19 protein-coding genes and 2 pseudogenes are annotated in these 25,398 nt (G+C 56.0%); 11 read left to right on the forward strand and 10 right to left on the reverse strand.

Annotated features, from left to right (window positions below; genetic code table 11):
- Positions 1–399 precede the first annotated feature (399 nt).
- A complete protein-coding gene (locus NVB75_RS03405) occupies positions 400–981 on the forward strand; it encodes a GNAT family N-acetyltransferase (protein WP_258345988.1) in 582 nt (193 codons plus the stop codon).
- Between the two features lie 99 nt (positions 982–1,080).
- Here NVB75_RS03405 and NVB75_RS03410 read toward each other — a convergent pair.
- Both NVB75_RS03410 and NVB75_RS33100 read right to left on the reverse strand, forming a co-directional pair.
- A pseudogene (locus tag NVB75_RS03410) lies at positions 1,081–1,509 on the reverse strand (LysE family translocator); the annotation flags it as partial.
- A gap of 325 nt (positions 1,510–1,834) precedes the next feature.
- Positions 1,835–2,878, reverse strand: coding sequence for a methyl-accepting chemotaxis protein (locus tag NVB75_RS33100; protein WP_275753828.1), 1,044 nt, complete (start codon positions 2,876–2,878; stop codon positions 1,835–1,837).
- Between the two features lie 370 nt (positions 2,879–3,248).
- Here NVB75_RS33100 and NVB75_RS03420 point away from each other — a divergent pair.
- A pseudogene (locus NVB75_RS03420) lies at positions 3,249–3,503 on the forward strand (transposase); the annotation flags it as partial.
- Here the strand turns inward: NVB75_RS03420 and NVB75_RS03425 are convergent.
- From NVB75_RS03425 to NVB75_RS03435, 3 genes are all read right to left on the reverse strand, one after another.
- Positions 3,468–4,265 (reverse strand): helix-turn-helix transcriptional regulator, encoded by a 798-nt coding sequence (locus NVB75_RS03425; RefSeq protein WP_258348518.1) that lies wholly within the window; start codon positions 4,263–4,265, stop codon positions 3,468–3,470. The pseudogene NVB75_RS03420 and the gene NVB75_RS03425 sit on opposite strands and share 36 nt — an antisense overlap.
- 649 nt (positions 4,266–4,914) lie before the next feature.
- Entirely contained in the window at positions 4,915–6,318 is a 1,404-nt protein-coding gene (locus NVB75_RS03430) for a cytosine permease (protein WP_258345989.1), read from the reverse strand.
- Between the two features lie 104 nt (positions 6,319–6,422).
- A complete protein-coding gene (locus NVB75_RS03435; RefSeq protein ID WP_258345990.1) occupies positions 6,423–7,187 on the reverse strand; it encodes an SDR family NAD(P)-dependent oxidoreductase in 765 nt (254 codons plus the stop codon).
- Positions 7,188–7,715: 528 nt separating this feature from the next.
- On the opposite strand from NVB75_RS03435, the gene NVB75_RS03440 reads away from it, so the two are divergent.
- A complete protein-coding gene (locus NVB75_RS03440; RefSeq protein WP_258345991.1) occupies positions 7,716–8,588 on the forward strand; it encodes an HDOD domain-containing protein in 873 nt (290 codons plus the stop codon).
- A 362-nt stretch (positions 8,589–8,950) separates the two neighbouring features.
- On the opposite strand, the gene NVB75_RS03445 is transcribed toward NVB75_RS03440, so the two are convergent.
- Both NVB75_RS03445 and NVB75_RS03450 read right to left on the reverse strand, forming a co-directional pair.
- Positions 8,951–9,388, reverse strand: a complete 438-nt coding sequence (locus NVB75_RS03445; RefSeq protein ID WP_258345992.1) for a hypothetical protein — start codon at positions 9,386–9,388, stop codon at positions 8,951–8,953.
- Between the two features lie 228 nt (positions 9,389–9,616).
- Entirely contained in the window at positions 9,617–9,853 is a 237-nt protein-coding gene (locus tag NVB75_RS03450; RefSeq protein ID WP_258345993.1) for a hypothetical protein, read from the reverse strand.
- A gap of 1,372 nt (positions 9,854–11,225) precedes the next feature.
- Between NVB75_RS03450 and NVB75_RS03455 the strand changes: the two genes are divergently transcribed.
- From NVB75_RS03455 to NVB75_RS03470, 4 genes are read left to right on the forward strand one after another with little or no spacing between them, the layout of a single operon-like run.
- Positions 11,226–13,115: an ATP-binding cassette domain-containing protein gene (locus NVB75_RS03455; protein ID WP_258345994.1), complete on the forward strand. Its 1,890-nt coding sequence runs from the start codon at positions 11,226–11,228 to the stop codon at positions 13,113–13,115.
- 14 nt (positions 13,116–13,129) lie between these two features.
- Complete coding sequence (locus NVB75_RS03460; RefSeq protein ID WP_258345995.1) at positions 13,130–14,179, forward strand: glycine betaine ABC transporter substrate-binding protein; 1,050 nt, start codon at positions 13,130–13,132, stop codon at positions 14,177–14,179.
- Positions 14,176–15,102 carry a homocysteine S-methyltransferase family protein gene (locus NVB75_RS03465; RefSeq protein WP_258345996.1) on the forward strand — a complete coding sequence of 309 codons (927 nt, stop codon included), beginning with the start codon at positions 14,176–14,178 and terminating at the stop codon, positions 15,100–15,102. The genes NVB75_RS03460 and NVB75_RS03465 overlap by 4 nt, the downstream gene beginning before the upstream one ends.
- Entirely contained in the window at positions 15,099–15,272 is a 174-nt protein-coding gene (locus NVB75_RS03470; protein WP_258345998.1) for a peptide-methionine (S)-S-oxide reductase, read from the forward strand. Before NVB75_RS03465 ends, NVB75_RS03470 begins: the two co-directional genes overlap by 4 nt.
- A gap of 264 nt (positions 15,273–15,536) precedes the next feature.
- On the opposite strand, the gene NVB75_RS03475 is transcribed toward NVB75_RS03470, so the two are convergent.
- Complete coding sequence (locus NVB75_RS03475) at positions 15,537–16,805, reverse strand: site-specific integrase (RefSeq protein ID WP_258346000.1); 1,269 nt, start codon at positions 16,803–16,805, stop codon at positions 15,537–15,539.
- A gap of 154 nt (positions 16,806–16,959) precedes the next feature.
- Positions 16,960–17,874 carry a LysR family transcriptional regulator gene (locus NVB75_RS03480; RefSeq protein ID WP_003217142.1) on the reverse strand — a complete coding sequence of 305 codons (915 nt, stop codon included), beginning with the start codon at positions 17,872–17,874 and terminating at the stop codon, positions 16,960–16,962.
- A 248-nt stretch (positions 17,875–18,122) separates the two neighbouring features.
- On the opposite strand from NVB75_RS03480, the gene NVB75_RS03485 reads away from it, so the two are divergent.
- The 4 genes from NVB75_RS03485 (at position 18,123) to pgm (ending at position 24,388) form a co-directional block, all read left to right on the forward strand.
- Positions 18,123–19,145, forward strand: a complete 1,023-nt coding sequence (locus NVB75_RS03485; protein WP_258346003.1) for a zinc-dependent alcohol dehydrogenase family protein — start codon at positions 18,123–18,125, stop codon at positions 19,143–19,145.
- Positions 19,146–19,795: 650 nt separating this feature from the next.
- Complete coding sequence (locus NVB75_RS03490) at positions 19,796–21,205, forward strand: hypothetical protein (protein ID WP_258346005.1); 1,410 nt, start codon at positions 19,796–19,798, stop codon at positions 21,203–21,205.
- A gap of 24 nt (positions 21,206–21,229) precedes the next feature.
- The gene (locus NVB75_RS03495) at positions 21,230–22,642 is read left to right on the forward strand and encodes a PLP-dependent aminotransferase family protein (protein WP_258346007.1); all 1,413 of its coding nucleotides are present in this window, start codon (positions 21,230–21,232) and stop codon (positions 22,640–22,642) included.
- A 99-nt stretch (positions 22,643–22,741) separates the two neighbouring features.
- Positions 22,742–24,388: a phosphoglucomutase (alpha-D-glucose-1,6-bisphosphate-dependent) gene (gene pgm, locus NVB75_RS03500; RefSeq protein ID WP_258346009.1), complete on the forward strand. Its 1,647-nt coding sequence runs from the start codon at positions 22,742–22,744 to the stop codon at positions 24,386–24,388.
- Between the two features lie 125 nt (positions 24,389–24,513).
- Here the strand turns inward: pgm and NVB75_RS03505 are convergent, their stop codons facing one another.
- Entirely contained in the window at positions 24,514–25,209 is a 696-nt protein-coding gene (locus NVB75_RS03505; protein WP_258346011.1) for a pirin family protein, read from the reverse strand.
- Between the last annotated feature and the right edge of the window lie 189 nt (positions 25,210–25,398).

The raw sequence follows: 25,398 nt of genomic DNA on the forward strand, positions 1-25,398 counted from the left end.
GAGATCGCGCCTAATGCCAGCGTCAGGTCTTGGTTGAAACCCATCAAGACCGATTCGATATGGGCTGATACTCCTAGGGTTTCAAAAGACAAGCTAAACAGACTCCACTGCCCAACGTTCAGTAGAACGGGGGAGAACCTGCCTGTGTCATGCGTGTTTGAGCATTTCAGTATATCTACGAGGCATTTCAAGGTCGTATTATATTGACGGTTTTAGGTTGCTGCATGTCGCTCGTAATTCTATGACAGGCGTCTTTAACGGCTCATTTCTGCCGTTAAGGGTTGGAGGGTTCACTGCCGTCACAGATGCCTACAGGTTTGCTGTTGGGAGACCTTTGTTGATGACCTACGCAGGGCCTATTGCAGGCCCGATGATCAGTAAACGGGGTGTCTGACCAAGTTGTCTAACTTGTTATCAGCACCTATTGCCTGTTATGTAGACCTCGAAAGTTGGTGGTTCAAAAGTATTATGGAAACATCGAACATTGAGCTTGCTCGAGTAAATCGCACAGATATCGACGAGCTCCTACAAGCGAATCGCGAAAGCCGAGAGTTTCATGGCCGCTGGGTACAGCCGTTTACAACCACTTCGGGCTTCGAGGAGTGGTATTCGGCTCAAATCACGGGGTCAAGCGTTGGTCTACTGGCCCGCGATAGGGAGTCTGGGCGCATTGTTGGAGTAACCAATCTAAGTCAGATATTCTATAAAGGATTTCAAAACGCCTACCTCAGCTACTGGGGCATGGTCTCTTTCGCGGGGACCGGAAGAATGTCCCAGGCGGTGGAGTTGACAACGGAGTATGCGTTTAAGGAGCTGGGTCTTCACCGTCTTGAGGCCAATATTCAACCTGAAAATGTGCGATCAATAGCTCTGATAAAACGTCTCGGATTTCAGAAGGAGGGGTTCTCTCCGAGATATCTTCAAATCGCCGGAGTATGGTGCGATCACGAGCGTTGGGCACTTCTGGCCGATGAAGGCTAAAAATGTACTGACGAAGCTACCGACTCAACGCGCAACCTACATACACCAACTGTTAATACATTCGTGGTCGAGTCCCGTCTGATACGGGACGTCGTGCCTTCAGGTATGGATGGGTAGGGCCAATCCGAAAAGCACAAAGAATCCACCACAGACTTTATTGAATCGGCGCCCGCTTCGAGCTAACTAAGGCCTGACCCGGTGCGCAGCGCTGGCCACCAGATACTCAACGACGAACTCTACGACGGCATAAGTCAGCGCGATGGCAGCCGTCTGCGCGATGATGCTCCTGTGGGAATCCAGGAATGGTGGGATAAAAGCCGTGAATAGCAGCAGTGCCTTGGGATTTGAAATGGCAGATACCAGGCCTTGGCGGAACAGCGACCAACCCCGCAAGTTGGTAGCGCCGGTCGTATCGAGGCTAACGGGGGCAGCCCGCCACAGGCCGAAGCCCAACCAGATCAGGTAGAGCCCGCCGACAATCTTCAAGGCTATGAACCAAGTGGCCGATGCCTGGATCAGTGCGCCTAGGCTAGTCATCTAAAGCCTTAGGCGGTACTCATGGACTCTGGTTACCTTCGATTGACCGAAAACATTTGGGTGCAAACGCTTTAAAGGGGGAGACTGAACGGCAGTACGCCGAAGTCAACAAAGACTGAGGCCTATTACCTGGCTAACTGGTTTTGCGATGTTCGGTTGCTCAGCAACGACGCCCAATTGGTGCCCGTGGCGCAGTCTAACCAGAGGGAGGCTGCGTCACATGAAAATAACCGTGCAGATATTTACCCCTCCCAGATATCTGCTCAGCGAACAAGGAGTAACCGCTCAGCATATGAATCTCTCCGAAAACCTTGGATTACGGGTCTATGGAGGGTAAATGCTGTTCAATTACGCCTAGCCATCCCATACCCGGATAGGTCTCAAAACCAGGCGTTATCGCATAGCCCTGAATGAGGGTTTTACTTAAGACGCTGAATCCACTCGATTGGCCCGCTTTAATTTGTAATTCAATGCTTTCACCCAGGTGATTTTGCGTATCTGAGCTAGCAATTACCTTATGGTTTTGGTCGATTATCATCAATCGACTACGTGGGCGTTCGTCTTCGCTCAGCCGAACGCCTTTAAGCACGGAATCGGCTTGCTTCTGCCAGTCGAAAAAAATTCCGATAACTCCTATCACAGGAGTTTGTTTACCGGCCTTGCTGCGCACAGCAGCACTAAATGCGCATGTGTGTGAGTCGTTAAGAAGCGGCTCGACAGTTACTTGTCCTGCGAAATACTGATCACCTGAAGAGTGACGCATCGCGTTTTTAAACCAAGCCTCTTTCGCGACATTGGCTCCGACGACTTTGCCAAAGGTTTCAGGGCGACCCGAAGCTAAGATTCGTCCACTGCTATCAGCGACCCAAATATCCAGGTACACGGTATAGCTGTCGAGGATGATACCAAGGCGTTCGCTGGCAGAAACGCAGCTTTCTGGTGAGCAGTTTGTTAGCGCATCTACCAGAGACGCATCGGTTGCCCACCAGCGTACGTCGCAGGTACGCTCGTAAAGGTTCCGATCAATGATTTCGATCATGTTTAAGGACAAATCAGCTAGGCGTTGCCCGCGCACGTCATAGCACATCCCTCGACCAAGTGCTGTCAGCTCGTTGACTGACACGTTAAGGTCCTCGGTCAGCCCGCTCGCAATTCTTGAGATACGCTCTGAAATATTTTTGACTTCTTCGGCCACGACCGAGAATCCCATTCCGGCTTTACCTGCATGCGCTGCCTCAATGAGTGCATTGATTGCTAACAACCGAGTTTGGCGCGTGATCGCGTGTATATCATTCACACCTCGATTTGCCAGTGCCTCTACCTCCCGCGAGAGGGAGACGATCCGTTCGGGTTCAATCATTTTATTTCTGCTTCTAAAATTATTGATGGCGGCAGTGGGTGACTTACTAACGAGCGAAGGGATCACAAAATGGGCTATAGCTGCCCTCTAACGGGTGAGGGTTAGGTTCCCTCTAATGACAACTAGATCGGCTGATTTCAGTGGGTCTTTAGGTGAGCCCAAAAATTGATGCCTATGGTCAAACCACGCCCCTCGTGGCATCGGTCGCAATGAGTGGTTCACCCATAGCCCTGGCGAAAGAGCATCGAGAATCACCGGTTGAACATACGGCAGTCATGACATACTGGGCTTAGGAGGGCAGGCACCTAAAAATGCGTTCATACACTGTCGACGCCTTGGAGATATGGCTCGTCGGTTCGAGGTATCTGCACCACCGGTGTTACTGAAGGTCTATATCTACGGCTGCCTCAATTGAATTCAGTCCACCCGTTGGCTTGAGCGTGAGGCCCAGCGAAACGTCGAGTGGATGTGGCTAACGGGGCGTTTGGCCCCGGACCTCAAAACCATCGCCGACTTTCGCAATGACAATGGCAAAGCCATTCGCGGCGTATGCCGCCAATTCGTAGTTCTATGCCGCAACCTCTATCTCCTACCGCGGGGTTTGAGCGATATAGCTGATGAAAAGGCGGAACAACTCCGAGTGGCTTGAGATTTCCAATCGTTGGTAGAGGTTGTGTTTGTGCACCTTCACCGTGCCTTCGGATATGTCTAACTGACGCGCTATGGAGGCGTTGCTATGGCCTTGCAAGAGAAGTTTGGCGACATAGCGCTGTGCCTCGGTTAGCTGGCTTAGGGCGCCGACGAAGGCGCTTTCTAGCTGGTTTTCCGCATAGGAGTGGTCCGCCTCGCGAGGCAGCTGGCGGCCATGTAGTTCCAGAGCCGCGCTGATGAGCGGGGTCAGGAGTTGTAAATGGGCAACTTCGATGCTGCTGAAGGGGCCGTGTTCCTGCGCCTTCATCAGGCTGAATACCAGGGCAGTTCGTTTCTGCAGATGAACGATGTAGCCGATCTCATCAATCTGTGTCCCGTGGGTGGACGACACACATGGGTGCAAGTCTGGACAAATAGCAAAACCGGAGGAAAAGAAGCTGTCCGGCGCCAGTTCGCTCATCCGCCACAGGCCGCCGGGGTGACGGTTCATGCTGGCGACATAGAATGGGTCTAGGAGATAGCCACCACGGCTGTAAGCGTCCAGAGTGCGTGCAGCGACCTGCCCTTTATAGCCGTTGTATAGCAATTGCGCGGGTTGGTCGAAGCGAAACAGGTAAAGGCCACTCATGTCGAAGCTGACTGCATCGTCCAGCAGTGCACAGAGGCTATGCCCTAGATCGGGACTGCCGACGGCGGTTATCAATTGCGCCACGGTGAGGGCATCTTGGCTATTTATTTCAGAACTCCTTTATCAACAGCGCCAACTCACTAGAACGTTCAGCTCTGCACAATCGTGGTGCGCAATTGGGAAGGATGGGGTCGTTCTGCGCTATTTTTGATGCTCTTAGCGCTGACATCGAATATGACAAAAATATACGCAATAAACAGACCAGTCAGAAGTAACGACGTGGTTGACCTTCAGGCGGGCGGGTGATCGCTGAGATGATAGCGATCAGGGTCCACGCTTCGGCCCAGCTGTCGGCACGCGTTGGCCTTAAGTTAATGTCGTCGCGCCGGGTGTAGTACAGCTTGCGCTGATATGGTCGGGGTCGTACTTACGTGGGAGGTCGTCGACGTCTGCGAGAAGTGGGCGGTGCTCCACGCCGCTTGGGCACTCGCACGCGAGAAGCGTCAGACTGTCTGATTTTGAAGAGCTCTGATCCATGCGGGGGGACTCCGTCGTGAAGCTGTACTCGAATAAAAGACTGACCTCTCGCCCAGTTGCGTTATTACCCGCGCTTGGAAGTGCCATGTAAACTCTCCTAGCAGTTTCATGGCAGTTATCGATAAACAAGTGGGCACCACTTAAGACTGCGATTTCAGGCGCCGCGAGCCATATGTCGTGGTCGTTTTTCCTGGCGGGTGCCCTGATGCATTTGTAATGGTTACGCGCCGTTAAGTTGAGTATTGGGCACGGAAGAGTGGCCGCTTTCAAACGGCGTCAAATGCAGTCGTTTGCCGCGATTCACGAGGTAATACAGCACGCTCGGAATAACCAGCGCCGGTAGCCACGAAATGTCCGTACCGACAAGACTTGCAATGGGACCTTTGTAGAACGAAAGCTCCATGAATGGAATCTGCACTACCACGGTGACGGCGTAGATGCTCAAAGTATTCCAGTTCACCTTGCCGTATATGCCATTGACGTCGTACATCGCTGCCACGCAGTAGCGACCCTTGCGGATTAGGTAATAGTCCGCCAGATTGATCGCGCTCCAAGGCACCAGTACATACACTTGGCCGATCAGGATGTCGCTGAAGTACGCACTGAAATTGTATTGGGCCGCGATGGCGATCCAGGTCACGATAATGGCGACGATTGCCATGATGACAAATTTGGTCAACAGGCTGATTCGAGACGAGCCGTTAAAACTGGTGAAGATTGTGGTGGTGGACATGTACGAGCTGTACAGATTCATAACGTTCCACCCTAACACCCCGATGATGATCACGTAGTACGCAAGATGCGTGTAACCAGGGAACAAGTTCGCGATAGCGCTGCCGGGGTCGGTGGTGACATCTATTGCGGTGGCGGCCATGATCGCGCCTAGCAGCATCAGTAGCGTGGAACCTACCACTATGCCCAGATAGCTATACCAGAACGTCGATCGCGTGGATATGGAGGTTGGTAGGTAGCGCGAGTAATCGGCAACATAGGGACCGAAGCCCAGCGTCCACGAAGCGGCTTGCGTCACCACCAAGCAAAAGATGGCAAACTTGAAAGTGTTTGACGATAGCAGCCATACACCTTCCGGCAGACCGTGTTGCAGCACAGTGTACGCGGCCATCGCGAAAATGATGCTTGAGATGGCACTCATCCAGGCACCGATCCTGTGGATCAGCTCATAGCCCACAAAGCCGACGATCAGCGTGAGTATGCTAAACAGTATGATCGCGTTGTTGTCGGAGACCGGCACTACTGCCTTGATGGAATCTCGCATCACTACGCCATTGGCTGCTGTGAACAAAATGTAGGCCAGCACCACTATAGCCAGCGGCACGCCCGCACCAATTACGCCGAACTGCGCCCGGCTTTGGATCATTTGTGGAATCCCCAAATGCGGGCCTTGCGCGGAGTGCGCCGCCATGAAAATGGAGCCTATAAGGTTGCCTAGGATCAGCCCGATGAAGGTCCAACCAAGATTCAGCCCCGCCACCACGCCCAGCGCGCCGATCACCATTGTGGTGACTTGCATGTTGGCACTGCACCAGATGGTAAACAGTCGTCTGGCCGAACCATAACGCTCGCTCTCTGGAATAAACTCGACGCTTCTGTTTTCGATTTCCATGTGTTGCTCCGTCTCGCCAAGAGGGGTTTTAAGTTATTGTCTTTGGCAGTGTCAGGCTTGGAAGCCGCGCGTTGTTATGAGTTGGTCACGCGTGCTCGGTGCGGTCAGGCCGCGGTGTAGGCGTTATCGACAAACAGGTGTGTGCCGTTGACGAAACTGGAATCGTCGCTGGCCAGGAACAGCGCCGCTGCCGCTACCTCCGTGGGGTCGCAAAGGCGGCCTTGCATGTCTTGCAGCATGGCGTTGGAAATTTCGGTGCCATGCTCACGTAGCAAGTCCAGTTCGCGGCGGCCGTGGGCGGTACCAATGAACCCGGGGCAAACAGCGTTGCTGCGGATATTGCGGTTGCGGAACTCAACCGAGATGGCGCGTGCGAACATGTGGCAGGCACCCTTAGTGGTGCAATACAAAACTTCCATAGGCGTGCCGACCACGCCAGATATTGAAGAGGTACAAATAACGCTGCCTCCGCCGCTAGAGATCATTCCTGGCAGCACCGCTCGTGTTACTAGGAACATACTCTTGACGTTGATTGCCATCAGCCGATCCCAGTCGTTCTCGCTGGTTTCAAGAAATGGGCCGACGTGGATGGTGCCGGCGTGGTTCATCAATACCGTGATGGGGCCAAAGCGTTGCTCGACCTGCGTCACGGCAGTCTCTACCTGGTCGGCGTTAGATACGTCGGTGGCAATGAAGTAGGCATTGCCACCGCTGGCGTTAATGCGTTCCGCCACAGCTACGCCGTCGCTTTGCGGCAGGTCGAGTATGGCGACCTTGGCGCCTTCACGGGCGAACAGTTCAGAAGTCGCAAGACCGCAACCTCCCGCGCCGCCAGTGATCAGCGCCACTTTGCCAATTAGTCGTCCCATGATTTTCTCCTGACTGCTTTGCGTAAACGCGATGAGCCAGAATTTATGGACAGTTGCTTGAAGCGTCTATATGCCGAGGGATATAGATTTAACTATCTTATTGATTTTTAATAGAATAGTTATGAATTTAGGCTTGGAAGCGAGTCTGCGAGCGGGACAATGCAAAGGCGAGTGGCACTATGAACGCTAGACGTACAAGCACCGCGTTGATGCTGATGCAGGCCGCACTTAATCGTAGAGCGGCGTTATCGCCCAATTTATGATGCTGTTCGCCGCTCGCGCATTCGCCCTTGGCATGAGCTTGCGTTCGGGCAGAGCCAAGCCTCTTGTAAAGTGAAAGAACGCGAATCTCTGTTCAGCACTGATGCGCTGGGCAGAGATTTGCGTCGCGATCTCACAGCATGGATGCCAAGTGAACGTGAATTTTGGTGGTGACTGGAGTCAATGCGCTGACAATCCAATGACGGCGAGGGTAATATCAATAGGGCGAAGCGCCCATTACGTATCTGGTAAGTATTCAGGAATTATATGTCAGCAGAGTTAGAGTTTTCCGAGGATAAAATCAAGCAAGCCTTGCAGGGAATTATCGTGCCGCCGCAGCCACAAATTTTAGTGGACTTACAGATCGAGCAGTACATGCCTGACCCAGATCTTGCGGAGATCGCCCGACTTATCTCTCAGGACCCAGGCATTGCCGGAGCCTTGCTGAAGATCGTCAACTCCAGCTACTTCGGTTTGAGTAACCGTATTTCTTCGATTCCGCGTGCTGTAAATCTGCTAGGTAGCCGTTCGGTGATCAACATGGTCAACGGCCTTTCTATCCGAGGCGGAATGAACGATGAATCTATCGTGACACTCAATCGCTTCTGGGACACCGCGCAGGACATAGCCATGACATGTCTAGCGCTGGCCAAACGTCTAGGTTCTCAGGCGGTAGACGAGGCTTACGCACTCGGGCTGTTTCATGATTGTGGCGTGCCGTTGATGTATAAGAAATTTCCTAACTACATGACAGTTCTGGAACAGGGGTACGCAGGCGTGAACCAGCAGCAGCGGGTGGTTGACGTCGAAAACAAAGCCTTCAACACAAACCATGCGGTGGTAGGTTACTACACGGCCAAAGCGTGGCGCTTGCCAGAACACATGGCAACAACCATCGCCCGTCACCACAACGCTTATGCGGTCTTCAGCGATGACTCGGCGCAACATAACCAAGTTAAGAACTTGCTCTCTATCCTGAAAATGGCCGAGCACATTTGCGAGTCCTACCGAGTGTTGGGCAAAGAAACTGCGGACCATGAATGGAACATCATTAGCCATCAAGTGCTCGACTATGTCGGCTTATCCGAATACGATTTCCAAGAGTTGAAAGCAAACATTCGAGAAATGGGCGCAGCGTAAGGAGATGGGCTCAGTCAGTAATCGGGGTTATACTTGGTGAGGCTGATATATCATATTAGTTAAGGAGCACTCATGAGTGGTCATCCTTAAAACGCATCGCTGCTGGGATAGTTCCTCGACCGGCACGGACAATGTCGGAGGTGAGAGCATGACATTTGTAGAACTTATATTGATGCTGATGGTTTCGGTAACGATGCTAATCGCTGAAAATAAAGCGCTTTAAAGCTTAGAGATTGAAGACATACAGGTCAGTAGTAGTTCTCAAGACTCCGCTCCGTGTTTGCTAAAGATATCTTACTCACTACATGCTTTACCTTCAGATATTCATCAAGGTAAATGATTTTCAATTTTTTATTGAAGATTTACTGCTTACTGCGGGCTTGTTGAGCGTGGAAATAAACGTGACGATATGCTTTCAGCTCCTCTAGCGCGGAGGCATTATTGGCTATGCAATGCCTGAGTTGTACTATCGAAAGTTGAGTGTTGGTGTAATAATGGTAGGGTGGCGGCGGGCTTTCAGCGGAGGGCGATGAGATAAGATGCCTTATCTGTATAGTCAGTAGATCTATCTTAAGCTTGAGAGCTTCTATCAGCGCATTGGAATCCTTCTGGCTAAACGTTGCAAATCTAAGCCCCGCCATAGACTCTTTTTCTTTAATTAATGGGGCTGCCTTTGGTGCGAGCAACAAGGCCGCTAAAGTCCTTGCCGAAAAATGAGTCGCATAGCACTCGTTGATCAGAGCATCCATAACCTTAAGCTTTTCATCTAAATCTGTTTGCTGGGGAATCGATAATTTCATAATATCGTAACTCGAAAATATAAAAACAACAGATGTTGATGATGGGGTTTAGAATGTGATTTGTGTCGAGTTTTTTGTGCTATCTATTCGAATTGAGCGGGTGTGGCGCCTGGACAGACGGGCTGACTCATATATAGGTGCATTGAGTTTTTTACTAGATACTTAAATTCAGATGATTGCTTTATGCCTATTCATGCAATTCAAATCGATCCGTTTGAGCGGTATTTTTTAAAAACGAAGCGGGCAACTATTTTTTTGATTTTTATTGGGCTTTCGAGTATTGGCTTGGGAAAGCACAGCCTGCAACTTGTTGTACCGCTCGGCATGTGTGTCTAATGCGCTCAGCCACTCATCGCTATCGAATGGGATGCCAATACATACAAGCTTCATTATTTCCGATTGGGCACTGTCTAAATCAACCAGAGCGTAGTGCAGTGCTATTCTCAAATCATCATTTTTCTTCATTCGAATTCCTCTTGAACAAACCCTATCTGCTTAAGACAACGCAATCCAACCGGGCATTTTTTCTATTCAATATACCGGATGAGTAAAGAGGTGGAGAGGGCGCATCTTATTTTCATCTAAAAAAGATTCGTTTTTTTTTATTTTCCTTTCGTTTTTTTGTTTTTCGATCAAGAGAAATCAGTGAAATCCATAGGCTATAGGACAGGCTCAATGCCTTCTTGCATGACAGGTTATGAATACTTCGCTCGATATGGTTCCGCGGCCAGCAGAACGACATAGGTGCCATGCTACTAGCATCAATTAGCATACTTTACGCCTACGATATCTTCACAGCGGTGAAAATGCTCAACCTCGACTTTGACCCTGTACCCGACATTGCCTGCCGGCGAGAACAGACACGCTTCAAGTTCCAAGACTGCTGCGTAAACCCGGCGTGAGCGTCCGTCGTGATCGCCTCCTGAACGAGCGTTGATCACCCAGGGGGCGATAGGAGGGGGGCCGGACGTTCGCTTGAGTAGACGTTTGGCACGCAGCAGTGTTTATGACCCGCATCAGTACGACCAGGGCTAAGGCGCGGCGGAGGCACAAGGGAGCAAGCCTACCGGATGCTCCCCGACACGTCGGCAACCCTTTCCAAAGGAGTAGCGTGTATCTCACAAAACATAATAAATACGAGGAAGAAGACAAATACAGCTGCGGAACAGCCCGCCGCCATCCCATCGCCCCATTGCTCCCCGATGATGTCTTCGATTTTCTGGTTGTAGTCCCCTGCACCAGGTTGCAGACAAACTCCTTGTCCCACTGCTACCGCTCGCCGACAGCACGGCCACGCCTCCGAAAGCCGATGATCGAGAAACGCGACCACCGAGACTTTTATAGCGATAAGTACCTGTTTTTGTTTTTTTGATACCTTTTAGTTATTTTTGATTTCAATAATCAGACGCAGATAGCCGGGGCGAGAAGGCTTAAGTTAATTCCAAAAAGATATTTATTTGTTCTTTTTAAGATCGATTAGCTTTATGTCTCTGGAAAGCGTTGTGCTCCCTGCGCGGCGCTTTTTTTGCTTCAGGCGACGGTGTTCGGATCATGACCTGAGGCTCAGCCAATTTTCTACTCTGGGGCGAGCGCGTTGCCCGCATCCAGGGGTCGCTTGCCCGGAGCTCCTGTGATACTTATTCAAACCTCTTTGGCAACTGCCCGGATCGACTCATCTCAACAGCGTGCGCAACCCTCCAGCGATCATGCCATTGAGGCCGATGTTGTTCTTGAGTTGCGAGACGTCACCAAAGCCTATCTACGCAAAGATTCGTCAGTGCTGCCGGCCGTCAGCAATGTCAGTTTGGAGGTGCGCCGCGGTGAAGTTCTGTGCCTGATGGGCACATCAGGAAGCGGGAAATCCACGCTGCTGCGGCATATCAATCGCTTGATTGAGCCCTCGAGTGGCGAGGTCTTGATCGAAGGGCAGGCCATCAGCGGCTTGAGCCACAAAGCTTTGCGTGACTTGAGATCGCGCCGCATCGGGATGGTGTTCCAGCATTTTGGCCTGTTGCCCCATCGTACGGTGCTGGACAACGTCGCACTACCCCTCGAGTTGCGTGGTGAACCCGAGTCGATTCGTCATGCGGCGGCTACTCTGCAGTTGCAGGCGGTAGGTCTGGAGGGGTGGGGCGAGCATTATCCCCATGAGTTGTCCGGTGGCATGCAGCAACGGGTTGGCCTGGCACGCGCATTGGTGACTGATCCCGACATTCTACTGATGGACGAGCCGTTCAGTGCGCTGGATCCGACCATTCGACGCGATCTGCAAAGTCATTTCCTGGCACTGGTGCGTGAGCGCGGTATCAGCACATTGCTGGTCACGCATGACCCGGCCGAAGCCATACGCCTTGCTGACCGCATCGCAGTGCTGCGCCGAGGACGGCTGGTGCAATTGGGCACGCCCAAACAGTTGCTCGATCATCCGGTTGACGCCGAAGTTGCCGACTTTTTCCGGGACTTCAGTCCAACCCCTACACCCCTGCACTGCGTCGACAGTGTTGGCCTTCAGCCCCCCGAAACCGCTCCTCGTGGGCCGCACGTCCGCCCCGGCTTGCGCGGGTGGCAGGCATTGTTGCTGGGGCCGGCAGCGCTTGCTGCGCGAGGCAAGGGCGGTTTGTTTTGGCTCGGCTTCGCAGTTGAACTCGCAGCGCTAGCGGCATTGGCCCAGGGCATTGCCAGTTCATCATGGCTGGCGATTCTGGCGGCGGTGATGGTGTTCGCGGCCAGTCGTTTCACCGCGTTCTCGTTGAGCCGCCTGCCTGTGCAGCGCAACGTATCGGGTTGGGCGCTGCCTTCGGCTGTGCTGATGGTCAGTCAGGCATTGGTGATCTGGCGCGTCGTCACACCTGACGCCACCGGTGTGCTGCTGCAGTTCCCGGCCAATCGCCAGGCCTTGCTGCTGGCGGCACAGAGCATTGATGAATTCATTGGCTGGTCGCAGGTGACGTTCGAGGGCGCATTCGTCGGCGTGATCGTTGCCGTTCGCACCGTCATCGAAGGCATTGAAAACCTCCTAGGTTGGTTGCCATGGCCGGTTTCGGCACTGCCGCTGGTGTTTCTGGCATGGCGTTCAGCTGGCTTGGCGCTGGCACTGACCAGCAGCGCAGCCTTGTTGTACATCGGCCTGTTTGGCTTTTGGGAGCGAACCATTGCCACGCTGGCGCTGGTCGGTTCTTCGGTACTGATTGCCCTGGTCATTGGCGTACCCACCGGCATCCTGCTGGCGAAGCGTCCGCTTTTACGGCGGGTAATTACGCCCCTGCTGGACGTCATGCAGACCCTGCCGACGTTTGTGTACCTGATTCCTGCCGTGGCGTTCTTTTCTGTCGGCAAGACCCCCGCCGTGATCGCGACCGTGATTTTCGCCCTGGCGCCGATGATTCGTCTGACGTCGCTGGGTATCCAGGAAGTTGCGAAGGATGCTGTCGAAGCGGCGGTGGCACACGGTGCCAGTCCTTGGCAAACCCTGATCAAGGTGCAGCTGCCATTGGCTCGCCGATCGCTGTTATTGGGGATCAACCAGACCATCGTCATGAGCTTGTCGATGGTGGTGGTCGCTGCCCTGATCGGCGCCGGCGGCCTGGGTTATGACGTGATGACGGCGCTGCGCAACATCAAGGGCGGCGAAGGCGTGCTCGCCGGCGTGGCGATCGTCCTGTGTGCATTGATCCCTGACCGAATCATTCAATCGAGCTTGCGCAAGCAAGACCACCGGCACAACTAACTGAGAGATTTATCGTGAAGACACATCTGTCGCGTACCTTCGGTGCGGCCGCATTGCTGGCCTCCTTGATTCTCCCGGCCACCGTCTTCGCCAAGGACAAAATTGTCATTGGCGAGCAGAACTGGACGGGGGCTATCGCCATTCAACACATCCTTGGTGAGGTAATCAAAAGCCGACTGGATGGCGACGTGTCGTATCTCGCCGGGGATGTAGCGGTGCTGTTCAGCGCAGCCGCCAAAGGCGACGGCTCGGTCGACGTACTGACCGATATCTGGCTGCCTAACCAGTCGGCTGCCTGGGCTAAATACGTCACGGGCGGCACCCGGTCATTGGTGCCGAACACTCATCCGTATGCGGGGGAACAAGGGTTTTACATTCCCGGTTATTTGCAGGACAAGTACGGGGTCAAATCCATCTACGACCTGAAAAAACCTGAAGTGGCCAAGCTCTTTGAACCACTGGGTGGCGGTAAGGCGGAGTTGCTGGTGGGGCCGGCGGGCTGGGAGTCGACTTACATCGGCCAGATCAAGGCCAAGGATTACGGGTTTGCCGATAAATTCGAGTCGGTGTCCACCGAAGCCTCGGTGACCTACGCCAAACTCGCCTCGGCTTACAAGGCGCAACGTGGCGTGGTGTTCTATGCCTACACCCCGGACTGGATCTTTTCGGCCTTTGACCTGCGTCGCCTGGAAGAGCCGGCATTCGACGGTTACGCCCAGGACAATAAAAAAGATGACCCGCTGTACAAGGCTGATGGTTGCTGGAAATTCATCAGTCCGACCGTCGACCCGGACTGGTTGAACAAGAGTCAGATCACCTGCGCCTTCCCGGATGCCAAGGTGCATATCCTGGCGTCCGCTGCCTTGCAGAAACGCGCACCGAAAATTGCCGAGTTCCTGCGTAATGTCGCGATCGATCCTGCGCAACTCAATGAGCTGATCCTGAAGATCGAAAAGGAAAAACAGCCAGCGGACGTCGCGGCCAAGGCGTGGGTACAGGCGAACAGCGCCACGGTTGATCAATGGCTCGCCGCCTCGGCGCCGAAAGTGAGCGCGATCCAATGAGCCAGGCGTCCTTGCGTTTGCTCGATGGTGGCATGGGCCGCGAATTGCAGCGTATCGGGGCACCGTTTCGCCAGCCGGAATGGTCGGCCCTCGCGTTGATCGAGGCGCCTGACTATGTGCTGCAGGCTCATCAGGCATTTATTGAGGCCGGTGCGCGAATCGTCACCACTAACAGTTACGCGGTGGTGCCGTTTCACATCGGTGATGAGCGCTTTGCCGAGCAGGGCCGTGCGCTGGCCGAACGGGCCGGACGCCTGGCCCGTCAGGCGGCGGCCGGCAGCACCGAACCGATCACGGTGGCCGGATCGTTGCCGCCGGCGCTCGGGTCTTATCGACCTGACTTGTTTGATCATCAACGTTCGGTCGTGATCCATCGCGAGCTCATCGCCGGATTGCAGGCGCACGTTGATGTGTGGCTGGCGGAAACCCAGAGTTCCATCGCTGAAGTCCGGGCAGTCGTCGAGGCGCTTGGCGCAGAATCGAAGCCGCTTTGGCTGTCGTTCACGCTGCTTGATGAAGCCGGCGAGCCACCGCGATTGCGTTCCTCGGAGTCAGTCGCCCAGGCGGTACATGTAGCGGTCGAATTGGGGGCGAGGGCGGTGCTGTTCAATTGCAGCCAGCCGGAAGTCATGGCGGCGGCGCTGGCGGTGGCGCGGGATGTCCTTCTGCACCTCGATCAAAGCATCGAGCTGGGGGTTTACGCAAACGCGTTTCCGCCTGTCAGCACAGGGGCAAAGGCCAACAGCACGCTGCTGGAGATTCGCCGCGACCTGGGCCCTGAGTCCTACCTGCACTGGTCCAGAACCTGGGTAGCGGCGGGTGCCAGTATTGTTGGTGGATGCTGCGGTATCGGGCCTGAACATATTGCGCAGTTGCATGCGCATCTGCTGCCAAACGAAGCGATTGTTGAGCAGGCGACATGAGGTGCCGGTTGTTTTTGGGGTGGGCTGAACTGACATTCAGATCGTTGCCGGGGGTGTTCGACACGCGGGTGATTTCCTATCGCTGCCTGATCAAACATTTCTGGACACTGCACGATCTAACCTCATTTGATCGCCAGGACGCGGATGTTGAATCGCCCTTGCCTCCGTAGACATTTTTCAGCGTTAAGGTGAGGCTCTTTCGAAGGTCTAATGACTTACACCACAGGCTTGATGATCCGTCGTCCGATTGGCTATGGGTAGAATACTGCTTAGAATTACCCTTTTTTTGCTCTTGAGACACACTAAAAAACAAGTCCAGAATTAAGTCTTTTTCTGCTTCGGCAGAAAATACAACCTTTAGATTCCAATGGGTCGGACGCTAGATGCGAGTCTCGTTTCCGGCTTCAATCTTCTGATTTGTATTCGCTGTATCGTCAATCTGTGGTTATTTGCGCAGCGTTTTGCCGCAACTGATCTAAATAGTCAGCCCATTGCTGAGCAGCCTCCCGACGCTGCACTAGCAGTTGCGCGCGCGCATACACAGCGCCAAGAGCTCCTGGCATTCGGTGAGATAACGAAAGTTCGAGCACGATTGGATCGATACCCAAGTGCTCATGGGCAATGGTTCTGTAGGTCGCGCGAAAGCCATGGGCAGTGATGTTGTACTCCGGCCAGATACGCTGAAAGGACTTGAGCATGGAGGTCGGGTTGATGGGGCGTCCCGGATAGACCGGCGAGACGAACACCCAGCCTTTGCCTTCGTCATCAACCACGCGAATTTTATGTAGCTCGCGTAACAGAACCAAGGCTTGCTCAGGCAACGGCACGATGTGTTTGCTCTTGTCCAGATGCTTGGTCTTGCTCACCACATAGCGCCAATCGGCGCCCACCAAGTCGACATCTTCCCAGCGCATCTGCACCAGTTCGCCTGGGCGGACCGGCAATATGACCAGTAGGCGCATTGCCGCGGCAACGCTGCCGTCGCTGCAGTCCTCCAGACGCAGGAGAAACCTGCCCAAGTCGGATGGCCTTTCGATCGCCGGGTTACTGGTCACGATGTGGCGAATCTTCAACTCCTCAATGTTACTGAGCGCCACATTGCGCTCCACCCAGCCGCGACCTTCGGCAAAGCCCAGAACGGCACGGATGATGGTACGCACGCGCCGGGCCATGGCCATGGTGCGCCGGCGACGCAACTCAGTGATGATCGTAGTGATGTGCTCTAATCTGATCTCGCTGATCGGTTTTTTGCCAATGGCAGGCAAGATGTGGTTGTTCAGCGCTCCGGTAAAGCCCGAGATGGATTTGGTCACCAATTCGGCAGACTTGAATGCCAACCATTGCTCGGCCACGTACGCGAAGGTGCGCTCTTCATTGAGCAATTGCGCCTCGATCTTGGCGATTTTGGCCTTGAGCGGAGCGATGTGGTTAGCCACGTCACGGCGTGCGCCGCGGGCAATGTCGCGCGCCTCCTTGAGGCCAATGTCGGGGTAAGCGCCGATGGAGAAGCGGTTTTCCTTGCCATGCAGGCGATACTTCAACCGCCAAACCTTCGAAGGGGATTTGCCGACCTTGCTCGACGCCCTTACTTCCAAGTAGAGCCCAGGGACTTCGCCATCGGCGTGTTTGCCGGTTTCGGTCAGCGATCGGATAAAGGCATCGCTGAGTTTTCGTCTGAAAACAACCGCATTATCTGGGGGCATCGGTGGGGGCATCCTTTTTTAAGGAACCGAAATTTGACCCCAATTATGCCCCCACGAGTCGTGGAATCCACTGGATTTCGACAGACGGCAGTGGACTGAAATGACCAATAACTCGTTGATATAAAGGACTTTTATGGATTTCAGTGGATTTCCATCACAGGCTATCGGGGTCCCCAAAAAACATCTGAATCCGCGACCGCAACCACCGTTCCCCAGGGTCATTATCCTGTGACCCACGCCACGCCATGTGCAACTCAAACGTCCGCACTGGCAACGGCGGCTCTTCAGCCCGTAAGCCACCCGCTGAAGTCAACGCTTCAGCGGCATAGTCCGGCACGGTCGCGACAATATCGGTACCCGCCAGCAACGTCCCCAATCCATTGAACTGCGGCACAGCCAGCACCACATGGCGCTTGCGGCCCAGTTTCTCCAGCTCTTCATCCAGAAACCCGCTCAAATCCCCGGCGAACGACACCAGGGCATGGGGCCGCGCACAGAAGTCATCCAGGCTCATGGAGCCCGGCATGCTGTCGGCCCGCAGCAGCATCGGCTTGCTGCGGCGCAGGACCTTGCGCTTGGCGTTGGCCGGCAAATCGGTGGTGTAGCTCACGCCGATCGAGATTTCCCCGGAGGCCAGCAGGCCGGGCATCAGGATGTAGTTGACGCGGCGCACCACCAGCACGATGCCGGGGGCTTCGGCCCGCAGGCGCTTGAGCAGCAGTGGCAGCAGGGCGAATTCGACGTCGTCCGACAGGCCGATGCGGAATACGGCGGTGCTGGTGGCCGGGTCGAACTCCGATGCGCGGCTGACGGCGGTGGAAATCGAGTCCAGGGCCGGGGAGAGCAGGGCGAAGATTTCTACCGCACGGGCCGAAGGCTCCATGCTGCGCCCGGTGCGCACGAACAACGGGTCGTCGAACAGGCCGCGCAGGCGCGATAACGCCGCGCTGATGGCCGGTTGGCCAAGGAACAATTTCTCGGCAGCGCGGGTCACACTGCGCTCATGCATCAAGGTTTCGAATACGATCAACAGGTTGAGGTCGACACGACGCAGGTCGTTACGGTTCATCTTGTGTCCCAGGCGGCGTCAGTAAACTTGACGGGAGCGGTCATATAAGAACAATGACCGGCATGAATCTTACGGGGAAAGGCTGGTACTCTGCACCGGCTAATTCAGTTTTCCTACATGGCTTGGTGCGTTTTCCGTGTGTGCGGAATCAATGACAGACATGTCGACTATTAATGGCGACCGGTGGCCTTGCTCCGAAAGCCCAGATAGAGTTCATGGCAATAGAGGTTACTTTGACGAGGTTTGCGATGTCCCGCACGATCCGTTTTCACAAGTTTGGTCCGGCCGAGGTGCTCAAATGCGAAGAGCATGTAGCCGCTAAGCCCGCATCGGGCGAAGTGCAGGTGCGCGTCGAAGCGATTGGCATCAGCTGGTACGACATTCTGTGGCGCCAGAACCTGGCGTCGTCCCATGCCCGTCTGCCATCAGGCCTGGGCCATGAAATGGCCGGTGTGGTGGTGGCCGTAGGCGAGGGCGTCGACGACCTGGCGGTGGGTGACAAGGTCGCCAGCTTCCCGGCCGAGAGCCCGAATGATTACCCGGTGTATGGCGAACAAATCGTCCTGCCCCGTTCGGCCTTGACCCGTTACCCGGACGTCTTGAGCCCGATTGAAGCCAGCGTGCACTACACGCCGCTGCTGATTGCCTACTTTGCGTACATGGACCTGGCGCGGGTCAAACCCGGGCAGTTCGCCCTGGTGACGGACGCCAGCCACTGTGCCGGCCCATCGTTTGTGCAGCTGGGCAAAGCCCTGGGTGTGCGGGTGATTGCCGCAACCAAGACCAGTGATGAGCGCGAATACCTGCTGTCCCTCGGGGCAGAAAAGGTCATCGTCACCGAAGAGCAGGACCTGCTGATGCAAATCAACAAGTTCACCGACAACCGCGGCGTTGACGTGGTGTTCGATGGCTTGGGTGGCCCGCAGATGTCGCTGCTGGGCGATGTGCTGGCGCCCCGTGGCAGCCTGGTGCTGTACGGCCTGCAAGGTGGCAACCAGACGCCATTCCCGGCCTGCGCGGCGTTCCAGAAGAATATTCAGTTCTTTGTGCACTGCATCGGCAACTTCACCGGCAAACCGGAACTGGGCATCATCCAGGACCAGGTGGCCTTGCAGCGAGCCCTGCGTGACATCAACCAACTGACCGCCGACAAGGTGCTGGTACCGCTGAAGACCACGGTGTTTCCGTTCAGCCAGTTCGTTGAAGCGCACCGTTATATGGACGAATGCCCGTGCCGTGAACGTGTAGCCTTGCAGGTAGAAGCTGTTTGATTTGTGGGAATATTCTCAAGCGAGTATTCCTGCCCCCGGGCGCATGGGGCAAATGCGCCATTTAGCAGGGCTTAAGCTGCTTACCGCTTGAATCGGGACTTCAACGTTTCGACCCGATAAATGACCCGTCTGCCCCCTGACGCCGCCCTGAATCCCAGTGCGGCGTTGTCGTGTCTGGACATTCGACACCTCACGGTTGCTCCCATCTGAACTGGTTTTATCCGCCGTTCTGTATCTGTTAATCACGTCGCAAGTGCTGATAATTGCCCGGTCACTTTCATCTCAAGGATTGAGCAATGATTGAATATCTGAAATTACTCCGTGCGTCCGTTAAATCCAATAATGCGCTATATGCCCGACCAGGCGAAAAACTTATATTAAAGTTGGTCATGTCGGAAGATTCTTTAATTTGTAAGTTAGGACAGAGTAGGAAGTTGTCAGAATATTCCTAGGATCGCCCGTCTTAGCTCGGAACCCCGAAGCGTGCCGCTTGTACTGGGCTGGAAGCCCTGAAGTGCACGTTTGCAGGTATGGCCCGGTGCTAATCTTCATTGAAGTCACAGGTTGCAACGCCCCTACAGAAACAACAGGTCAGGCAAGTCCCGTTAACGGTTGCCCGAAACTGATATTTCAACTCAGGTAGTAGAACTATGAGCGCTATTCACGAACAAGCCATGAACTATGTCTATCAACAAGTATTGCAACGCTTGGTAGGGCATTTCTCACGAACAGAGCGCACCTCGCTTCAATTATTAATTCAACGCATCGTGGTGGCGGCAGGTGGCATGGAGCGGATCGGTGATTACAAGGTGCTGCTGGCTCACGGTACAGGTGCCGGCACCAGCTACGCCTTGACCTTGCTGCGGGCGGCACAACTGACACTCGCGGGCCGGGCGCCGCGGACCTTTCAATTGCGCGTCGCCACCTTGCGCCATGCCGGCATGACGCAATCGGCGCTGGACACGTTGCATCGCGGCTACAGCGCGCTGTTTATGCATGACGATTCGCGTGTCGAACTGCTGATGGTGGAAAACCACGAAGTGTTGCCGTTCAACCACCTGCGGCCGGTCTCCGGCACCGCGCGCGACACCAGCCGGCGCAACATGCTGATGGTGGGGCACCTGACCTCGGGCGACCTGCGCCAGACCCTGTGCAACGACGCCTATCTGGCCCTTGGCGACTTTTACCAGCGCGTGACCACGTGGAATGGTGGCGTGCATGCATTGGTCAGTGGTGATTCCGCGCGCAAGCAACGCGAATACCTGGCGTGGTTGAAAAAGGCCGCGCTGGCGGCCGGCGTAGAGATCCCGGCCCGCCAGCCCCTGATGCTCAGCGGGCTGTTTGCGCGCATGGACGAGTGGAGCCACGCTTATTACTGCGACGTCTACGGCGAGCACTACGATGCTGTCGATACGTCCGAAAAGGATAACCACCGTCACATGGCCTATATCTGCATTGCGGACCTGATGGAAGCGGTTGAGTACCCATCCGGCCCGTTGTTGCGGCAGTTCCTGGACTATAAACCCGACGAGTTTGGCTTTCATTTCAGCCACGCGACCTACGCAAACCCGATGCTGATGGCGCATTTACGGGGCTTGCAGGCCGAGTGCCTGAGGGAACTGAATTACGAGGAGGGCGCCTCGGGCTTTGTGCAGCAGGCCACGCCGTTCATGCGCCGCAAGCAGATTCCCGAGCATTTGATTGCCCAGGCCGCCACCCCGGATGGCCGCGACTTGTCGGCCAGCTTTGCCCAGGCGCTGTTCGGGCTGGATGATAGCCAGCTGAGCTGTTTGATGTTCTCGCCGTTTATTCGTCACGGCGAGCGCCTCGAGAGCTTTTTGCGCCAGTGCCACCCCGGCATGCTGGTGGCACTACCCGAGCTGCACAAGGCGCTGCAAGGCAAACCGGTGGCCGAGATGCTGGTGCAATGGGTTATCGACATCAGCGGGCTGCCGATCAACCTGCTGCAGCACCTCTATCGCAAACGGCCGGCCACTGCGGTTCCGTGCGCGGCCGCAGCCCCGCAGCAAGGCGCGCCTGCCATGGCAATCGGGCGTTAACGGGGTGACGGCGGGTGAGCTGCTATGAACCTCAGGGACGACAGGCAAACCGACTTCGCCTACCAGGCGGTGTATCGCTACATGATCAACCTCATCAACGAGGTTGGCACCGATGCCCGGGTAAAGTTGCCATCATTGCGGCAATTGTCGGAGCGCCTGAACGTGTCGATCTCGACCATTCAATACGCTTACTCGCTGCTGGAGAAGGAAGGCCGGGTGTATTCGGTGGCCAAGTCGGGCTACTACGCCTGGCCGGTGTTGAATAAACCGCCAGGCAGCAGTGGTGGAGACCTGTTGGAGCGCCTCTATGCCGGAGCTCGGCGCCCGGGAATGCGGGTGCTCAGCGCCGATGAACCGGCACTTGGGGCGTCGTTGGACGGTGCACTGTTGCTGCTGGAGCGCGAATTGTTACGTCACTACCCGCGTCATCTGCAGCCATGGTCGCAGCCGTGCGGCGTCTGGGAGCTGCGCGCGGCGCTCGCGGCGCGCTATACCTCGTCGCCGACCCGCTGCTGGCAGGCGGATGAAGTGTACATCGGTGCCGATCTGCGCGGGGTGCTGGAGATCCTGATTGAGGTGCTGGGGCTCAAGGGCGCGGCGGTCATCGTGGAATCGCCCTGTGACTGGTTGATCCTGCGCTTGTTGCAGGGCGCGGGCGTGAAGGTCCTGGAACTGCCGTTCACGGCCGACGGCGGGCTGAACCTGGAGCTGCTCGAGCAAATGCTCGGCAATGAGCCGGTTCAACTGGCGCTGCTCTCCTCCGGCGTCAGCCTGCCGTCCGGCATCGTCCTGTCCACCCATGACCGCCTGCAGTTGGTACGGTTGCTGAACCGGCATGACTGCTGGTTGTTAGAAAATGACAGCCATGGCGAGTTGGGCTTTGAGCAGCCGAACACCGCCTTGCGTGAGCTGGCCAACCCCGAGCGGCTGATGGTGTTTTCCACCTTTGAAAAAATGCTTGGGCCCGAAGCGCCGTTTGGCTATTTGTTGTCCCGCCACTTGAGCAGTGAGCTGCAACGCCAGTTCCTGCTGCGCGAATTCCGGCTGTCCTCCATCCGCCAGCGGGCGATTGCGCGGCTCTATCTCAGCGGGCGGATCGACCAGCATCTGCGGGAGTTGCGACCGCAACTCAACGAGCAGGCCCGGCTGATGAGCCAGCGCCTGGAAGAGCATCTGGGGGATCAAGTGAGCTACCGAATGCCTGCCGCTGGCGCCACCTTCTGGTTGCGCTCAACGGCGGTGGTGGACATGCGCCAGGTGTTCCAGCGCCTGCTCACCCGGCAGGTGGTGATAGCGCCGGGAGAGCTGTTCAGCATCAGCGGCCTGCACCGCCAGCACCTGCGGCTGAGCCATACCTTCGACGGGGCGCATAGCCTGGAAAACGCCCTGGATGAGCTGGCCCAGGCGTTGAGGCAGGCACAGACCGGCGTCGAATGAAATTTCACTGAATGTTGTAGGATTTATAACGTCGCGGAGCAGTCCAAGTCTCAGTAAACTGCACTTTTTTCCGAATCCTTCTCTTTCAGAGGTTTATGCATGACTCTCAGTCCTTTTGCGGGCAAGCCGGCACCAGCTCAACTGCTGGTAGACATCCCGCGACTGGTAACGGCCTATTACACCGGCCAGCCTGATGCAGCGATCTCCACCCAGCGCGTCGCCTTTGGTACCTCCGGGCACCGCGGCAGCTCGTTCGACCTGAGCTTCAATGAATGGCACGTGCTTGCCATCAGCCAGGCCATTTGCCTTTACCGTGAGGCCCAAGGCATCAACGGCCCGCTGTTTGTCGGCCTGGACACCCACGCACTATCGACGCCTGCTGGCGCCAGCGCCCTGGAAGTGCTGGCGGCCAATGGCGTGCACGTGATGCTGGCCGAGGGCGACGAGTACACGCCGACACCGGCGATTTCCCACGCCATTATTTGCTACAACCGCGGCCGCACCAGCGGCCTGGCCGACGGCATCGTGATCACGCCGTCCCACAACCCGCCACAAAGCGGCGGCTACAAATACAACCCGCCGAATGGCGGCCCGGCCGATACCCACATCACCAAGTGGATCGAAGCCAAGGCCAACGAGCTGCTGTCCAACAAACTGGCCGGGGTCAAGCGCATTACCCACGCCCAGGCGCTGAAGGCCGACACCACTCATCGTCACGACTACCTGAATACCTATGTGGCCGACCTGGTCAACGTCATCGACTTTGATGCGATCCGCGGTTCAGGCCTGCGCCTGGGCGTTGATCCGCTGGGCGGAGCAGGGGTGCGCTACTGGTCGGCCATTGCCGAGCACCACCGCCTGAACCTGGACGTGGTGAACACCGAAGTCGACGCCACGTTCCGCTTCATGAGCGTCGACTGGGACGGCCAGATTCGCATGGACCCGTCCTCCAGCTACGCCATGCAAGGCTTGATCGGCCTCAAGGACCGCTTCGACGTGGCCTTCGCCTGCGACCCGGACCACGACCGCCATGGCATCGTGACGCCATCCGGTGGCCTGCTGGCGCCTAACAACTACCTCGCCGTGTCCATCGATTACCTGTTCCAGAACCGCCCTGAGTGGCGTGCTGATGCTGCCGTGGGCAAGACCGTGGTCAGCAGCGGCCTGATCGACCGGGTGGCCAAGCGCATCGGCCGTCGCCTGTACGAAGTGCCGGTGGGCTTCAAGTGGTTTGCGGACGGGCTGTTCGAGGGTTCGTTGGGTTTTGGCGGCGAAGAAAGCGCCGGTGCGTCGTTCCTGCGCAAGGACGGCAGCGTCTGGAGCACCGACAAGGACGGTTTGATCCCGGCGCTGTTGGCAGCCGAAATGACGGCGCGCAAAGGCCAGGACCCAAGCCAGATCTATCGTGGGCTGACTGATGCGTTGGGCGAACCGTTCGCCATTCGTGTGGACGCCAAGGCCACCCCGGCGCAGAAGGCCCTGCTGGGCAAGCTGTCGCCGGACCAGGTGACGTCCACGCAGTTGGCAGGGGAAAGCATCCAGCAGATCCTCAGTCATGCGCCGGGTAACGACCAGGCGATTGGCGGGCTGAAAGTCATGACCGAAAACGGCTGGTTTGCCGCACGGCCATCGGGGACTGAGGACATCTACAAGATCTACGCCGAGAGCTTTATTGGCGAGGATCACCTCAAGCAGCTGGTGGAAGAGGCGCAGGTGTTGGTGGACGGGGCGATCTCGGCTGGCTAGAGCCGTAACTACTGTAGGAGCGAGCTTGCTCGCGAAGGACTTTAACGATGACGCGGGCTTTCTGAAAACACGCGGCGCTCTTTAGTTTTTCGCGAGCAAGCTCGCTCCTACAGGGGTGTTTAGCGTCAGGCGAGGTCGACCAACACGATCTCGCTGTCTTCAACCGCCGTCACCCGCAATACCTGCTCATCCTCAACCGCCACACCGTCTCGAGCGCGTGCACGCAAGCCGTTGACTTCAATCACGCCGGTGGCCGGCACCAGGTACGCCCGGCGCCCGCTGTCCAGCCGATACTCGGCACTTTCACCCGCTTTCAAATTGGCCGCTACCAGCCGTGCATCCGCACGAATGCGCAGGCTTTCGCTGTCTCCAGCCTTGCCACTGGCCAAGGTCACAAAACCTTCGCGGTCACCCTTCGGAAACGGCTTGGCGCCCCACGACGGCGGCAAACCGGCCTCGTTGGGAATAATCCAGATCTGGAAAATCTTGGTCGGCGTGGCTTCCAGGTTGTATTCGCTGTGGGCAATCCCGGTGCCGGCGCTCATCACCTGGACATCCCCAGCCTCGGTGCGGCCCTTGTTGCCCAGGTTGTCGGCATGGCTGATGGCGCCTTCACGCACATAGGTGATGATTTCCATGTCCCGGTGCGCGTGTTGCGGGAAGCCGGTGCCCGGTGCAATGAGATCGTCGTTCCATACCCGCAGGTTGCCCCAGTGCATGCGCTTGGGGTCGTGGTACTCGGCGAAGGAAAAGTGGTGGTGAGCGTCCAGCCAACCGTGATTGGCGCCGCCCAGGGTATTGAAAGGTCGAAGTTCAAGCATGATCGTCTCCTGTGGATGGGAGCCATGATCCGCCAGCGCCAGATCGATAAAAAGCGTAAAAAATGCCGGATTCCTATCGAATGCTTCGATGCCGATCCTAAGGACCTATCTTCACTTCATCGCCTAACTGCATGAGTGCAAAGCAATTGGCTGGAACTGTGGGGCATTTGCGGCGACCATAGGGCTCTT

It is taken from the genome of Pseudomonas sp. CBS (assembly GCF_024734645.1).
In the GTDB taxonomy this organism is placed as follows: domain Bacteria; phylum Pseudomonadota; class Gammaproteobacteria; order Pseudomonadales; family Pseudomonadaceae; genus Aquipseudomonas.